The following is a 15990-nucleotide window of genomic DNA, read 5'->3' as shown; positions in this document are numbered from 1 at the left end:
AATGACGTCACTATAAATTAATCGATAACCAGTGAAACAAGTTCATTGTTGCGAATGTTAACCACAATCAATGAATCAAACCATTCAATAAAAGTATTATGGATCTTCATTTAAAAGATAAAGTTATTATTGTTACCGGCGGAGCAAAAGGCATCGGACGCGCAGTAGTCCTCGCTTTGGCTAAAGAACAGGCTATTCCGGTCATTGTTGGCCGTAAGCAGGTCGATAATGAAAAAGTAAAGGCAGAAATCCAACAGTTTGGTATTGAGGCACTCTGTATTGAAGCAGAGTTGTCCAGGCCCGAAGATTGTGAAAAGGCGGTCCAAAAGACATTGGAAGTGTACGGTCGCATTGATGGTTTGGTGAACAATGCTGGACAGAATGACGGTGTTGGACTAGCATCTGGAAATTACGAAAAATTTGTTGCTTCGTTGCACAAGAACTTAATTCACTATTACCTCATGGCACATCATGCTTTGGATGCATTGAAAGCATCGAAGGGCAGTATCGTTAATATTTCTTCCAAAACTGGCGAAACAGGTCAAGGCAACACCTCAGCCTATGCGGCATCCAATGGCGGACGTAATGCACTTACACGGGAATGGGCTGTAGAACTGTTGCCTTACTCGATCCGTGTAAATGCTATTATCGTAGCTGAATGCGCAACACCCCAATACGATACCTGGATTCAGACCTTAGCGAATCCAGAAGAGACATTGAAAAAGATAACCGATCGCATTCCATTAGGGCATCGGATGACAACAGCTGCGGAAATTGCCGATACAACAGTCTTTTTGCTTTCCGATAAGTCGAGCCATACAACGGGACAGTTGATTCATGTCGATGGTGGGTATGTGCATCTAGACCGATCAATTATCGCTGAATCGTAAGAAACCGTTGTGTATTCTTAAAACAAAAAAAGCTTGTTCAGATGAACAAGCTTTTTTTGTGGTGCCACCTGGGTTCGAACCAGGGACACAAGGATTTTCAGTCCTTTGCTCTACCAGCTGAGCTATGGCACCAGTTGACCTTTTATTTAAATCTGTGATCATCAGATTGAAGCGTGGTGCCACCTGGGTTCGAACCAGGGACACAAGGATTTTCAGTCCTTTGCTCTACCAGCTGAGCTATGGCACCGCTTTTTGCTATGGGTTTGTTCCCCTATTGCGATGCAAATATAGTCTGATAATTTGAATTCTAAAACTTTTATGCAGATTATTTTCGCACTTTTTTCGAACATGTTGATTTTGATCGAGATAAAATTACAAGAAACTAACATAGAGAAAAAGGAATAAGCTGTATCTTTGCATTTCAATAAATAGAGATGAGTAAAAGAGGAAGAGTTTTAGTTGCAATGAGTGGAGGGGTAGATAGCTCCGTTGCTTCTGTTATGCTCCACGAACAGGGATATGAGGTTATCGGTATCACGATGAAGACGTGGGATTATGCATCCGCAGGTGGTTCATCGAAAGAGACCGGATGTTGTAGCCTTGATAGCATCAATGACGCCCGCACATTAGCCGTAAACTATGGTTTCCCGCACTATATATTAGATATACGCGACGAGTTTGGAGACTTTGTAATTGATAATTTTGTTGAAGAATATATTGCTGGTCGGACGCCGAACCCATGTGTATTGTGTAATACACATATCAAGTGGGAGGCTTTAATGAAACGTGCTGACAAATTGGACTGTGAATTTATCGCTACAGGCCACTATGCCAATATTCGCATGCACGACAATGGCCGCTATGTGATATCAAAAGGTAAGGATGAAAATAAAGATCAATCTTACGTTCTATGGGGCGTTTCACAAGAGAATCTTGCGCGCACCCAGTTTCCATTAGGATCTTTCACGAAAAAGGAAATTCGTCAGATGGCCTTGGATATGGGACAAAAGGAACTGGCCAATAAGTCGGAGAGTTATGAAATCTGTTTCGTACCTGACAACGACTACCGTGCTTTTCTGAGACACAAAGTACCTACTTTGGATCAACAGATTGGTCCGGGTAATTTTATCCTTTCCGATGGTACCGTCGTCGGTCAACATATTGGCTACCCTTATTTCACTATTGGTCAACGCAAGGGATTAGGTATCGCGTTGGGTAAACCGATGTTTGTGATCGAAATCCTTCCAGAGAGTAATACGGTGGTATTGGGTGAAGAACATGAACTTGAAAAGTCACATGCCTATGTTCGCAATGTGAATTTTGTGAAATATGCCGGACTGGATCAACCGATGGAAGCCATCTCAAAAGTGCGTTATAAAGATTCCGGTGCATTGTCTACCATTTCGCAAGAAGGAGATAAAGTCCGCATCGACTTTGTGCATAATGTAAAAGGTATTGCTCCAGGGCAATCGGCCGTTTTCTATGAAGGCAATGATCTACTCGGTGGTGGTTTCTTAATGAAATAAGAAGAAGCTGGATTGAGATCTAGCATAAGAATTTTAATCCCTATACTGTAACGGCAGTATAGGGATTTTTTTATCCATTCTATATGCTATCCATTAAATTTACTATCGCGTTGGTGAGTTTGATCGGCTTATTTAATAGCATTTTTTGGTTTTATACCTGAAGGTTAAGAGTTCAAATAACTATGAATCGCTTTGTTTTTACTAAAATAATTAGTAATTTTAACCTATGAATTCGTCGGAATATTTCAAGGGTAGAGGGGCACAGATCAATCCCAATAACAAATTTTTTTCTAACCAATACGTACAGGAGCATGTTGAAGGGCTGGATGAGGAGTTTTTGGGGGCCGAAAAAACACAATTTATTCCGACACATCCAAAATCCATTATTTCTAAGTCAAATAGTCCGGATCTCCGTTTTGAAAGATCCATTAACCCCTATCAGGGCTGTGAACATGGGTGTATTTATTGTTATGCGCGCAATTCGCATGAGTATTGGGGTTTTAGTGCAGGAATGGATTTTGAGCGTAAGATCCTGGTAAAACATAATGCCGCTCAGCTTCTCGAACAGGAGTTTAGAAAATCGAGCTATCAGCCCGATTTGATTATGCTTTCCGGCAATACAGACTGTTATCAACCTATTGAACGGAAGCTGGGTATCACACGTTCACTTTTAGAATTGATGGTCAAATACCAGCATCCGGTCTCTATTATCAGCAAAAATGTACTGATGCGGCGGGATTTTGATCTTTTGCGTGAGCTTGCAGCGCACAATTTGGTTTCTGTTGCCGTAACCATCAATTCGTTACGCGAGGAGGTACGCCAGAAAATGGAACCCCGTACTGCAACGGCATCGGCACGATTGAAGCTGATCGAGGGATTAACAGCGATAGGTGTACCCGTCATGCTGATGATGGCGCCAATTGTTCCGGGGATCAATAGTGATGAGATTTCAGATCTGATTCGCTCAGGGGCAGATGCGGGAGCCATTACGGCCTCTTATACCATTGTGCGGCTCAATGGACAGATCGGTGGTATCTTTAAAGATTGGCTCTATCAGAATTATCCTGATCGTGCTGAAAAGGTATTACATTGGATTGAAGCCTGCCATGGCGGAAAGATTAACGATACCGATTTCGGACGGAGGATAAAAGGGGATGGCCATATGGCCGAGAGTTTACAGCATTTATTCAAGCTTTCCGTCAAGAAATATATGAATAATGGGACGCTTCCATCCTTGAGAAGGGATCTTTTCCGCTTACCCGATGCGGGGACACAGCTGGGATTGTTTTAGTTAGTTGGAGCGACAATGATGAATTTGCTATTCTCGAGGAGGAATACCCGCTTTAAATTTTAGCAAAACAGCCTGATTCATCCAATGAATCAGGCTGTTTTTATTGATAAGATCGAGGTTCTGTGCACTAAGATTTCTTTCTTTTGATCAAAATATAACTCACATAGAGTAATACTAGCCAAGCAGGAATCAATTCTACCGGTAGCTTCATGCCTGTTAGCCACATAATGCCGAGCATGGCAATTAAGAAGACCAAACAGATGTAATTACTCAATGGATATAGAAAAGATGGGAATTTGGTTTGTAAATGCGCATCGAGTTTATTCTTTCTAAAGTACAGATGTGTTATAGAAATCATGACCCAGTTAATAATCAGTGAAGAAACCACCAGTGACATTAAAATCTCCAGTGCATTTTTTGGTGCGACATAGTTGATAAATACACAGATCGCAGCGAACAATGCCGAGACCAAAATTGCATTGATAGGTGCATGGTTTTTGTTGAGTTTCGAAAGAAAACGAGGAGCATTCCCCTGTTCTGCCAATCCATATAACATTCTACTGTTGCTGTATACACTGCTGTTATAGACAGACAACGCCGCTGTGAGGACAATAAGATTTAGTGCATTTGCAATAATTTTTGTAAAATAGAAGGTCTTTCCAAAGAGGGTAAATTCAAATCCATTGAGTTTGTCAAACACCAATACAAAGGGACTTGTATCGGCGGTGATATTTGTCCATGGCGTTAAAGAGAAAAGAATGATCAAAGCACCTACGTAAAAAATTAAGATCCGATAGATCACCTGGTTGGTCGCTTTGGGGATGTTCTTTTCGGGATGTTCGGCTTCAGCAGCGGTAATACCGACCAATTCCAGTCCGCCAAAAGAAAACATAATCAATGCCATGGCCGAAAGTAGACCTTCAAAATTTCCATCCGATGTTTCGTTAAACCAGCCTTTGGGGAAGAAGCCACCATGTGAAGTCAGGTTGCTGAGGCTTGCCTGGTCTCCTCCCGTACCGCTGAGAAGCAGGTAAACGCCAAAAACAATCATTGCAATAATGGCGACTACTTTAATAATGGAAAACCAAAATTCGGTCTCCCCATATATTTTTACGGAAGCCAGATTCAGGGCGTTGATCGCAAAGAAGAAAAATAAGCTTGACGCCCATAGCGGTATTTCAGGCCACCAGAACTGCACATAAACGCCTATTGCTGTGAGTTCGGCCATGCTCACCAAAATATACAGGACCCAATAGTTCCAGCCCGAAGCATAACCAGCAAAAGAACCCCAATATTTATTGGCGAAGTAGCTAAAACTTCCTGAAACAGGCTCTTCAACGACCATCTCGCCCAATTGGCGCATAATAAAAAAAGCAATAATTCCAGCGAAAGCATAGCCTAGTATAACTGCCGGACCAGCAAGTGTGGCTGCTTTTCCAATACCTAAAAATAAGCCTGTTCCGATTGCACCACCGAGGGCAATCAATTGGATGTGTCTATTTTGAAGACCTCTCTTTAACTCTTCCTTATTGTTCTGTTTCTCCATATGAATGGTTAATACGGTTACTAGTCTGTTTTGACCGATCCCTGGCAGGGGAAACCTGTGAAGACTTTACACCGTACCAGAATCGAATTTGGTCAAAATTGCTGCCGCTGTGTGATGTGCCGACGAATAACTTGGCTCCTCCAGTGCATCTTTTGACCTAAGCGCATAAAGTTAATAAAACACTTAGGTATTTGTACACATTATTGCTAAGAAACAGCAAGCGCCGTAATTTTCCTTAAAAAAAAACGGCGCTTTACCTTATAGTAGCTAGTGTGATTTTTGGCTACACTAACTAATAACGAAATCTTATTTGCAAATGCTACTTAATAGTGTAAATTAATTTGCTTTTGGAGCTTTTTCTGCACTGCAGTCACATCCGCAACCTTTTGAACAGCTCGACTTGCCCTTTAGTGATTTTAGGACATTATTAACGACATACCCTATAGCCGCCAAAACGAGAATTCCCACGATGATATATTGTACGGTTACATTATCCATAGCTTTTTTATTTTAAAAGTTGATAAGCGATTAATGCACTGAGGTAGGCTACGCCCGTCATAAAACCAAGTTGTATTAAAGTCCATTTCCATGAGCCTGTTTCCCTTTTTACCGCCGCGATCGTACTCATACATTGCATAGCAAATGCGTAAAACAGTAGTAAGGATACACCTGACGCCAAATTGTAAGCGGGTAAACCGGTATTGCGGTTAATTTCACTTTTCATTTTGCCCAATACTGTTGTTTTAGAGGCTTCATCTTCGATATCTACTTCATCTCCGAGACTATATACCGTAGCCATTGTGCCGACAAATACTTCACGTGCAGCAAAAGAAGAAATTAGGCCGATGCCCATCTTCCAATCGTACCCCAATGGTTCAACTACAGGTTCAATAGCCATGCCAAGATAGCCCAGGAAAGAGTGCTCCAGGCGATAAGATGAAACCTCATGTTCTAAATCTGCTTCGGACAAATTCGGATTATTCTTTGTTACGTATTCTTCTGCCCGGCTAAATTTATCATTCGGTCCAAAGCTGCCTAATGCCCATAGTATAATGGAAATTGCCAGAATGATTTTACCAGCACCAAAGACAAAACTGGAAGCTTTTTCCCATACATTTAAAGCAACATTTTTCCAATCCGGAGTCTTATAAGTGGGAAGTTCAAAGATGAGAAATGATTTGTGCTTCGATTTAATGACTTTGGTCAGGATAATAGCAGATAGCAGGGCTGCAAATATCCCTAGGAGATACATGACAAACAATACAATTCCTTGAATTTGAAATCCACCTACTCGTGTATCTGGTATCACCAGTCCGATCAGCACAATATAGATAGGTAGTCGTGCCGAGCAGGTCATAAATGGTGTCACTAGAATAGTCACTAATCGCTCTTTGCTATTTTCGATGTTACGCGCAGACATGACCGCAGGAACAGCACAGGCCACACCGGAAATCAACGGAATGACTGATTTTCCACTCAATCCGAAGGGACGAAGCCAGCGATCCATCAGAAAAACGACACGGCTCATATAGCCTGTTTCTTCCATAATCGAAATAAAGATATACAAGATGACGATCTGCGGAATGAAGATGACGATCCCGCCGATTCCCTTAATGATACCGTTGCTCAACAAGTCGGTCAATGGTCCCGCAGGAAGTGCCGACTGCGTATAGGCCGCAAAATCCCCAAAAAGGCCGTCTATAAAATCCATCGCAGGTCCAGACCACGTGTAAATTGCCTGGAAAATGAGAAATAAGATTCCAAAAAAGATCACATAACCAAAAATCGGCTGAAGCAGGATGCTATCGATCGCATTTGTTTTATTCTTATTTGAAGCCTCATCTTTCACATAGATTTCTCCAAGACTATGGTCTAACGATTTGCTGCGTAATATGGCTTCCTCTTTCTGTAGTTTATCCGCCCGTAATTGGTATTTCTCCAGGATTTGCTGAATAGCCTGATTCTTTTCCTTCGACAAAAACGATACTTCGCCCTTAGCTAAATATTGCCAAGTATGGTATTCTGTCTCTAACGGGAAGAGACGTTTCGTTTCTTCCAATGCAGCATCCGCTTCCTTTGGTAGGCGAAACGTACTGATATACATTGGTGGAACGGCATCAAAGTTTTTGATTAACTGTTCTACCCCTTGCCCTGTACGCGCATTGGTTTGGTATACCTTGGTATTTAACAAATGCTCAAGTTTTTGAACATCTATGGTAATACCTTTTTCCCTGGCTTCGTCGATCATATTGATGACAAAGATAGCCGGTAGGCCGAGCTCGCGTGCTTGCTGATAAAGAATGATCGACCGTTTTAGATTGGTGGGTTCGGCAACGACAACCACAAGGTTTGGTCTGAAACTACTGTCTTTATTGACTAAAGTGTTGAAAACAACCTCTTCGTCCATCGAACTTGGAAACAACGTATAGGTTCCGGGTAAATCAATAATACGATACGTTTTATTGTTGGCTTTTACTTGCCCCTCACGTTTCTCGACCGTAATTCCAGGATAATTTCCTACTTTCTGATTTAATTTTGTAATCCGGTTAAATAGAGATGTTTTACCCACATTTGGATTCCCCAAAAGTGCAATAATCGGGTTATTCATTATTTCTGATCAATAAGGATGACTTTAGCTTCTGATTTGCGGATAGCAATTAGGGCATTATTCGCACGGATGTTTAGGCATATCGGCCCATCCAGCGGGGCAATATGTTTTACCTCGACTTCAGTACCGGGTATAAAGCCCAATTCGAAAAATTTAGCTGGAATATCGTGTGATTCAAAATCAATAATTACCGCTTTTTCCCCTTTTTTTAGCTTATCTAAGCTAGTTCTATTACGCATCTGCCTGTTTTTTTGAATTCCTCAAATATACAGAATTTCCACCATTTAGAATGATTCTAATGTCATAGTTATGTATTTACTAAAAAACAGCTATCTTTATGCTATAAAACGATTAATTATCAACCAGAATGAAGATTGAGGACGAAATCAAAGTAAATAAGTTCAGCAATGAATGGCACCGTTGTACAGTAAATATTCTCTACACCTACCACTGTATTAGCACTGCGCTCGAACAGCGAGCTGCTAAAGAAGGAATCACTTTGAAACAATTTAATGTCCTGCGTATATTAAGAGGACAATATCCTAAGCCTGCAACCAATAGTCTCATTAAATCAAGAATGCTGAGTTTTACACCAGACATCTCGCGCATGATAGACCGCATGGTTTCGAAAGAACTGGTTTCGCGCTGTCAATCGGGAGCGGATAAAAGGGCCGTGGATCTGTTTATAACCGAAAAGGGCCAGGAAATTCTAAAAAGGCTTGATGAGGATATGCTGATGATGGATGTTTTGCCCAGCCGAATTAGCGAAGAAGAAGCTATGGCATTAAATACGCTGCTAGATAAACTTCGTGGCTAAAATGTTAGTGCGCATGATCATGATGCTCATGATCATGCGTTTGATGATGCTGATCATGCCCATGGTCATGTTCTCCAACAAATAAGAAGCTTCCCAGTGCAATGGCAACTCCTGCTATCACAGCAATCATTTTCTTTTTATTGAATTTGTGATGGTCAATAGAGCCCGATTCAAAAAGTATAGTCGTGGATATGTGTAAGAAAATACCAATAACCACTGCCATGATTTTATCGAAATATTGTTGGATATTACCCACTTCTCCTGCACTGATCGCTTTACTCAGTAAAAACCCAAAAGGGGTCATTGCCGCAAATAAAGCGAGTGTAATCAGGATGGTATTTTTCTTTAAATGCGTACTGAGTAAAATACTTCCCAATGCAAATGCTGCTGGAATATGGTGGATGGATATCCCCAGTGCAAGCTCTGTCTGGTGCGTCGCAGCCAAGGGCATTCCTTCGAGGAATGCATGAAGGCATAGACTGAACATAATACCGATTGGAAAACGATGATTATGATGATCGTGTTCAGTGTCCGCATGGATATGGCCATGTTCGATCCCCTGGGAAAACTGTTCAAGAAAAAGCTGAAAAAGAAATCCAGCTAAGACATAGATACCCAATACTTCGGGTGAGGTATTGGTCGACTGGTAAACATGGGGCATGAGGTGAAGTACAGTAATGGAGAATAAATAGGCTCCACTGAAAGAAAGAATGAGTTTAAGAAAATTAGTCCCTTTCTTTTGTACAAAAAATACGGCAATTCCACTTGCAAATGCAGGTACGAATAAAATTAAAATCAATAAAATTGAATTCATTATACTTGTTCAGTTTTAAAAAAGCTTGGTACAAATCGTTTGAATAAATAACCTGTTGCCAAGCCAACCAAGATGCCTAAAACGGCACCACAGAGGATATCAAAAGGGTAATGAACACCGACATAAATTTGAGCGACTGAAATCAACGTTGCCCAGGCAATACAAAGCCAGAGCACATGTTTCCATCTTCTCCGAAAAAGCACAATCCAGAAGAAAGCTAAAGAAAAATGATTGGCAGCATGCGAAGAAGTAAAGCTAAAGCCAGAGCCACAGCGCACCCGGATGTTAATATTTTCCTTAAACTCCACATCGTTACAAGGTCGAATACGTTTGACAGTTTTTTTGATCAATTGTGAAGACAGACCATCGGAAATTCCAAAGGTGGCCAGCGTCATGGCAACAATCAGTATACCTGTTTTACCGTAGGTCTTAATGAAAAATATGATCAGAAACAAATACAGAGGTGCCCATGTATATGGATTGCGCAATATAGGCAATAACCAATCAAACACAGGGTTGCTCAGGCCTTGATTGATGGCTAGAAAAATCTCTTGATCGATATGTATTAACTGTTGAATCATAAATGTTGCTGATGACAATGAAATTCCCAAACTTTAAAAACTCGTTTTTCAAAAGTAAAAATAATTTCATTGCGAAGAACTGTTTCTTTTAAAAACAACTTTGTTGCAACAAATATACGTTAAATATTTATTATTTATAATTTTAATTCGAGATTTTATTGCCATTGTGCTAAATTTACGCGTTAATCAATTCAAAAGAAATGACTTTAATTAAATCAATATCAGGGATACGAGGTACGATAGGCGGGCGTGCTGGAGAGGCGCTTACCCCCATAGATATCGTTAAATTTACAGCAGCTTATGGCAAAATCATTGTCAAGCAGAGCGGTATCAAAAAAATTGTAATTGGTAGAGATGCGCGTGTTTCTGGTGAGATGGTCAGTAATCTGGTGATCGGTACCTTGCAGAGCATCGGTGTCGATGTGGTCGATCTGGGCCTATCCACGACTCCAACAGTAGAGATTGCTGTACCGATGGAAAAGGCAGCTGGCGGTATTATTTTGACTGCTTCACATAATCCGGGTCAATGGAATGCGCTGAAACTGTTAAATGCAAAGGGTGAATTTATTTCAGATGCCGAAGGACAGGAAGTATTGGCTCTTGGCGAATCTTTGGACTTCGATTTTTCAGAAGTGGGCGAATTAGGACAGCTCCATAAAGACTATTCCTACATGCAGAAACATGTAGATGCTGTTTTGGCTTTGGAATATGTCGATAAAGAAGCCATTAAAGCCGCTAATTTTAAAGTCGCTTTAGATGCAGTCAATAGTACTGGCGGTACCTTTATCCCTGCGTTATTGGATGCGTTGGGGGTACAGACCATTTATAAGATCCATTGTGAACCCAATGGTCAATTTCCGCATAATCCTGAACCGTTGAAAGAGCATCTCACAGATTTGTCTGCTGCAGTGATCGAGAACAAGGCTGATTTGGGGATTGCTGTAGATCCGGACGTCGACCGCTTAGTCTTTATGATGGAAGACGGCGAATTATTCGGTGAAGAATATACGCTGGTTGCCGTAGCAGACTACCTGTTGCAGCATAAAAAAGGAAATACCGTTTCTAATTTATCTTCTACACGTGCACTGCGTGATGTCACTAAAGCACATGGTGGCGAATATTATGCAGCGGCCGTGGGTGAAGTCAATGTGGTTACAAAGATGAAAGAAGTCGATGCGGTGATCGGCGGAGAGGGAAATGGCGGCGTAATTTATCCGGCATCTCACTATGGCCGTGATGCGCTGGTCGGGGTAGCGATCTTCTTAACGCACTTGGCAAAACTTGGTAAAAAAGCATCGGAATACCGTGCTTCTTTACCGCAGTACTTTATGTCCAAAAATAAAATTACCCTGACGCCCGAATTGGATATTGACAATCTCTTGGCGAAAATGCAGGAGAAATATAAAAATGAGGACCATTCCACGATTGATGGACTGAAAATAGACTTCGAAAATGAATGGGTGCACTTGCGCAAATCGAATACTGAACCGATCATCCGCATTTATTCTGAGGGCCCGACGCCCGAAGCTGCTGAGCAGATCGCGCAGAAGATTATTAGTGAAATCGAAGAAATAATTAAATAGAAGAAATAAATAAATAAAAACAAAAAGCTGCGTCTGCAGCTTTTTGTTTTAGGACTAATTGGCGAATACAAAATAGGCCTAGATAGAAAGATGTTTTAGAATTTATGATTAGAAAGATCATTTTAAGTGTATGTTGTTTTGTTCATGTAGTGTTATTTGCCTTACCAACAAGCGCCCATCAAACTGTAGAAGAAATCAATAGGGTGTTAGACCAATGGCACAAGTCCTCGGGTGAGCTAAAGTATGGCCCATTTTTGAATGTTATTGCTTCCGATGGAATCATTATGGGTACTGATCAGAATGAAAGATGGGATAAAGCACATGCTGAGAAGCTTGCCAATCAATATTTCAATCCCAAGAATGCATGGACATACACGTATGACACTAGGCATATCAGCTTCAATGCAGATAGTACCATTGCTTGGTTTGACGAATCTTTTAAGATAAATACCAAGTCCTTTCGAGGTGTAGGCGTATTGAGCAAGCTGGATAATGCGTGGAAGATCCGCCAATACAGTATGTCGGTTTTGGTGCCCTATTCGGATGTGAAAGCTGCGGTAGGCGGAAAGGCTGGCCAGAAAATCCACAGCAATCTCTTATTGGTGATGCTGCTCTTTTTCTTTATGGCCATGTTGTTTGTGCTCAGTCAACGCTTAAAGATCTCTTATCCAATTTTGTTAGTGATTGGAGGACTCGTGATTTCCTTGATTCCGGGTGTTCCCGTCATTAGTGTGGATCCTGATATTGTGTTTATGGTCTTTTTGCCGCCTTTACTTTTTGAAGCCGCCTGGTATACCAATTGGGGTAATTTTTTAAAGTGGCGCAGGTCTATTTTTATCATGGGCTTCGGTCTGGTTTTCTTCACATCCTTGGCCATTGCCTACTTTTCAGTGAGTATTATTCCCGGATTTACCTTGGCACTGGGCTTTTTGCTGGGCGGGATCATCTCGCCTCCCGATGCTGTTGCGGCGAGTTCAGTATTGAAAGGTATCAGTATTCCTAAACGGGGAATAGCGATACTGGAAGGAGAAAGCCTGGTCAATGATGCTGCCTCACTCACTGTATTTCGATTTGCATCGATCGCAATCCTTACGGGCCAGTTTGTAATGACCAATGCGGCGACGCAATTTCTTGTATTATCGGTGATGGGCGTTGTGGTTGGCCTGGTCATCGGCCACATCCTATATTTCTTCTTAAAATATGTGGCGAAATCGTCCAGCATATCAACACCTATTACCCTCATCGCACCCTACTTAATGTATATTGTCGCAGAACATTTTGAATGGTCGGGCGTTTTGGCAGTGGTAAGTGGTGGATTGTTTCTTTCTTTTCGGGCAGGGGATTATCTCAACTATCATACCCGTATTCAAACCAAAGAAGTATGGGCAACAGTAGGCTTTCTCTTAAATGGATTCGTCTTTATTTTGATTGGGCTTGAGTTACCCGTAATTATTAATGGATTGGGCGAATATTCGATGGCGGAGGCCATTGATTATGCGCTGGCAATCGCCGTGATCGTCATTATTTTGCGATTGATTGCAGTGTATCTCTCGGCTTTTGTTCCTAGAATATTATTTAAGCGGATTCGGATAAAGGAAAAAAGCCCGGGATGGAAACTGCCCTTGGTTATTGGCTGGGCAGGAATGCGAGGAGTGGTTTCGTTGGCATCAGCTTTGGCGATTCCATTGACTTTATATGATGGGACAGCTTTCCCGCACCGTAATCTGATTTTGTTCATTACGTTTGTCGTTATTTTGGTGACGCTTGTCTTTCAGGGGCTAACATTACCCTTTTTAATTAAGCTGATAAAGATGGAAGATGTCGACGAGCAAGTTTCCATGGAAGAGCAGATTGATGAGATTCGCTTACGCCTTGGTAAAGAATCCATTGCCTATTTGGATAAGCACTATGCACAGGAAATGTTGGAGTATGAAACCATCGCCCGCGTTAAAGAGCAGATCATCCGAAGTGTAAATGCATCCGAACGTGCAAAAGAAGAGGATACACGTGCGCAGCTTTCGGCAGTGAGAGGACTGTATAATAAAATTATGCTGGAACTTCTGGCCTTACGTCGTGATGGATTGTATAAGATCAAAGAAAGTAAGGCGTACGATAGCGATGTCATCAGAGAAATGGAATATTCGCTAGATCTGGAAGAATCGCGTTTGTCGCGTAAGTAATAGCTATTCATACCATGTCAGGGGCTTATGCCCGAAAGGGCAAGACATCATGTTGCGAGCAATAGCGAAGTTAACTTACATTGTTAACTTCGCTATTTTTCCTTTATCACCGGCCAGATATATGGCGTTGCCTCTTTTGGCTTTTTGAACGGCATTGAAGCTTTCCTTTCCAATCGCTATCCAGTTTTTACCACCGTCAGTCGACAAGTCTGTGCCCGAAGTACCCGTGCTGATCAGTTGTTTTTTTGAGCAATAAACAACAGCGGATTTAAATCCATTGGGCGTTGTCTGTGGTGCAAACCAGGTTTTACCACCATCGTTGGTCAGAAAGCTGTTTCTGTCCTTGTTGGTGTCTTCTTTGTAATCTCCGCCAACGACAATTCCGGTCGTTGCGGAATAGAAAGCAATAGAAAAGGGGCCGGTGCTATTTTTTCCCTGCAGGATCGGGCAGCTGTAACGTGCCCATGTGTTGCCTTGGTCGTCGCTGCGATAGATATTGGAAACTGTACCCCCAGTGGCAATCCAGTATGTTCCTTTGTTGTTGCAGTAAATGGATGTCCCGCTAGCAGCAAAACCAGCTTCTCCATCAGTTATTGAAAAAGGCATGTTTGCCGTGATGTCTTTCCATGACGCTCCAAAATCGACACTTTTTAATAGCGGCATTTTGCCTTGAATGGCATCACCGAAAGCAATACCCACACCTTCTGATGTAAATGCCATGCCGTCATAAAATATTGCTGGTCGCTTGTCACTGAAAACCTCCTTCCAGCTTCGGCCGCCGTCGCTGGTACGTAAGATGATGGCCGGGGAACCCGCAGAAATAACGATGGCTTCATTTTCATCAAACGCTTCAATATCTCTAAAGTCTGTTTTTTCATAGCCAATTGGGTTGACCCACTGCCAGTTTTTTCCAGCATCGGTACTGAGCCCAACGGTGCCATTGCTACCGCTCACCCATACGGTCTCATCATCGACCACGCTTAGCCCTCTGTAGCTGCTGTTACGCTCCTGATTGACCAAGCTAAGTATTGCCTGTTGCGCTGTAAGCGGGTTTAGCCAGAAAATTTGAATAATAAAGACCAGAAATAAAGGTTTCATGTTTAACTATTTATTTAAACAAATCTACTTGTCTTTTCGATACTTTCCGTTGTTTTTTTAAGATTGTTTTACGGAGCTGCAGAAAGCCAACGGTCATTTTTCGGCGTGATTTGAAATATGGAATACTTAAAACGACCAATAAAGCAATGCAGGCTGATGTGCCCAGCGCGCCACCATACCCGGCAAAAAACTTGCTCGTGTTGAGCAGGATCGTTGTAAAGATAATACCGGCAAGGGCCAAACCGAAATAGGTTGATAACTGGTTTTTGGAGACCATGCCTATAAATGAGGCCCCAATAAAAACCGGAGGAATATATTGAGCCAGATACGGCGTCACAGTTTGTGGGAAAAAATGAAGAAAGCCGGCGACAAGCAATGTCAGCAATGCCGAGGAACGTACCGCACCTTGATCAAACTTGGTATTGACGTAGTAGGTCGCCGTGCTGGCGATAACACCAACGAGGTATAAAATGAATGTTTCCATATTACTTAAAAAGATATAACAGCAGGTAGGTCAATGAAACACCAAGAAAGGCCAATGTGCCTAATTTACCGCCGACCCCATTCAATAGACTTTTCGATACTATCAGAAAAATCGCTGTAAAAACGCTGGCGGCCAGAACAAACGAGAAGCCATGAGCTACCTGCGCATTGGACATGCCTACAAATGCACCGCAATAAATTGCCGCCGGAAGATGAGGGAGATACGTTGAATCTTTATAGATATTGGGTATGAAGGAGCCTAGTGTACCTGTAAGTGCTGCGCCCAAGACCGGACCTAACCCAAATGTATGATTGAAATAGTAAGAAATAATCGCTCCTACAGGCACCCAAACGGCAATTCGGATGGACTCATATTCATGTTTATGATGATGAATAGGCGAACGAAGGTAACTGTATAAAATAAGTAAGGAGAGTAGACCTATAAAAGCCAGTATAAGATAAGAACTTCTATTTTCTACAAAGATGGCCAATAAAAAAAGGGCCTGAATGACAAATAATAAGCAGATGCTTGCTGTCCTAAATTTGTGCCGGGCTTGCATTTAAAAAAATTTA

Annotated in this window: 15 protein-coding genes and 2 tRNA genes; 6 read left to right on the top strand and 11 right to left on the bottom strand. The window is 41.8% G+C overall.

Annotation, left to right across the window (positions count from 1 at the left end):
• Positions 1–98 precede the first annotated feature (98 nt).
• Complete coding sequence (locus VXM68_RS22225) at positions 99–890, top strand: SDR family oxidoreductase (protein WP_367210092.1); 792 nt, start codon at positions 99–101, stop codon at positions 888–890.
• Positions 891–949: 59 nt separating this feature from the next.
• On the opposite strand, the gene VXM68_RS22220 is transcribed toward VXM68_RS22225, so the two are convergent.
• Both VXM68_RS22220 and VXM68_RS22215 read right to left on the bottom strand, forming a co-directional pair.
• Positions 950–1022: transfer RNA gene (locus tag VXM68_RS22220), tRNA-Phe, on the bottom strand.
• 42 nt (positions 1023–1064) lie between these two features.
• A tRNA-Phe gene (locus tag VXM68_RS22215) sits at positions 1065–1137 on the bottom strand.
• A 187-nt stretch (positions 1138–1324) separates the two neighbouring features.
• Here VXM68_RS22215 and mnmA point away from each other — a divergent pair.
• Positions 1325–2416: a tRNA 2-thiouridine(34) synthase MnmA gene (mnmA, locus tag VXM68_RS22210; RefSeq protein WP_293951980.1), complete on the top strand. Its 1092-nt coding sequence runs from the start codon at positions 1325–1327 to the stop codon at positions 2414–2416.
• 226 nt (positions 2417–2642) lie between these two features.
• On the top strand, positions 2643–3707 hold the full coding sequence (locus VXM68_RS22205; protein WP_293951983.1) for a PA0069 family radical SAM protein: 1065 nt from the start codon (positions 2643–2645) through the stop codon (positions 3705–3707).
• Between the two features lie 127 nt (positions 3708–3834).
• On the opposite strand, the gene VXM68_RS22200 is transcribed toward VXM68_RS22205, so the two are convergent.
• From VXM68_RS22200 to VXM68_RS22185, 4 genes are all read right to left on the bottom strand, one after another.
• Positions 3835–5253 carry an amino acid permease gene (locus VXM68_RS22200; protein WP_294351123.1) on the bottom strand — a complete coding sequence of 473 codons (1419 nt, stop codon included), beginning with the start codon at positions 5251–5253 and terminating at the stop codon, positions 3835–3837.
• Between the two features lie 336 nt (positions 5254–5589).
• The gene (locus VXM68_RS22195) at positions 5590–5751 is read right to left on the bottom strand and encodes a FeoB-associated Cys-rich membrane protein (RefSeq protein WP_293951989.1); all 162 of its coding nucleotides are present in this window, start codon (positions 5749–5751) and stop codon (positions 5590–5592) included.
• Positions 5752–5758: 7 nt separating this feature from the next.
• On the bottom strand, positions 5759–7861 hold the full coding sequence (feoB, locus tag VXM68_RS22190) for a ferrous iron transport protein B (RefSeq protein WP_367210091.1): 2103 nt from the start codon (positions 7859–7861) through the stop codon (positions 5759–5761).
• A complete protein-coding gene (locus VXM68_RS22185; RefSeq protein WP_209577867.1) occupies positions 7861–8100 on the bottom strand; it encodes a FeoA family protein in 240 nt (79 codons plus the stop codon). Before VXM68_RS22185 ends, feoB begins: the two co-directional genes overlap by 1 nt.
• Positions 8101–8228: 128 nt before the next feature.
• On the opposite strand from VXM68_RS22185, the gene VXM68_RS22180 reads away from it, so the two are divergent.
• Positions 8229–8678, top strand: a complete 450-nt coding sequence (locus tag VXM68_RS22180; protein ID WP_293951995.1) for a MarR family transcriptional regulator — start codon at positions 8229–8231, stop codon at positions 8676–8678.
• 4 nt (positions 8679–8682) lie between these two features.
• Here VXM68_RS22180 and VXM68_RS22175 read toward each other — a convergent pair whose 3' ends face one another.
• The gene (locus tag VXM68_RS22175) at positions 8683–9492 is read right to left on the bottom strand and encodes a ZIP family metal transporter (RefSeq protein ID WP_293951998.1); all 810 of its coding nucleotides are present in this window, start codon (positions 9490–9492) and stop codon (positions 8683–8685) included.
• Positions 9492–10073 (bottom strand): phosphatase PAP2 family protein, encoded by a 582-nt coding sequence (locus VXM68_RS22170; RefSeq protein WP_294183343.1) that lies wholly within the window; start codon positions 10071–10073, stop codon positions 9492–9494. The genes VXM68_RS22175 and VXM68_RS22170 overlap by 1 nt, the downstream gene beginning before the upstream one ends.
• A gap of 200 nt (positions 10074–10273) precedes the next feature.
• Between VXM68_RS22170 and glmM the strand changes: the two genes are divergently transcribed.
• Positions 10274–11656 carry a phosphoglucosamine mutase gene (gene glmM, locus VXM68_RS22165; protein WP_293952005.1) on the top strand — a complete coding sequence of 461 codons (1383 nt, stop codon included), beginning with the start codon at positions 10274–10276 and terminating at the stop codon, positions 11654–11656.
• A gap of 104 nt (positions 11657–11760) precedes the next feature.
• Positions 11761–13836, top strand: a complete 2076-nt coding sequence (locus VXM68_RS22160; protein WP_367210090.1) for a Na+/H+ antiporter — start codon at positions 11761–11763, stop codon at positions 13834–13836.
• 75 nt (positions 13837–13911) lie between these two features.
• Here VXM68_RS22160 and VXM68_RS22155 read toward each other — a convergent pair whose 3' ends face one another.
• The 3 genes from VXM68_RS22155 to VXM68_RS22145 are packed head-to-tail and all read right to left on the bottom strand — an operon-like array spanning position 13912 to position 15977.
• Entirely contained in the window at positions 13912–14934 is a 1023-nt protein-coding gene (locus VXM68_RS22155) for a WD40/YVTN/BNR-like repeat-containing protein (protein WP_367210089.1), read from the bottom strand.
• A gap of 10 nt (positions 14935–14944) precedes the next feature.
• Positions 14945–15418 carry a hypothetical protein gene (locus VXM68_RS22150; protein ID WP_294351130.1) on the bottom strand — a complete coding sequence of 158 codons (474 nt, stop codon included), beginning with the start codon at positions 15416–15418 and terminating at the stop codon, positions 14945–14947.
• Position 15419: 1 nt separating this feature from the next.
• Positions 15420–15977 carry a hypothetical protein gene (locus VXM68_RS22145; protein ID WP_367210088.1) on the bottom strand — a complete coding sequence of 186 codons (558 nt, stop codon included), beginning with the start codon at positions 15975–15977 and terminating at the stop codon, positions 15420–15422.
• Positions 15978–15990 lie beyond the last annotated feature (13 nt).

The sequence above is a fragment of the Sphingobacterium sp. R2 genome (genome assembly GCF_040760075.1).
Taxonomy (GTDB): Bacteria; Bacteroidota; Bacteroidia; order Sphingobacteriales; family Sphingobacteriaceae; genus Sphingobacterium.
Note: the sequence above shows the minus strand (reverse complement) of the source record. Positions and strands in the feature narration are given on the sequence as shown.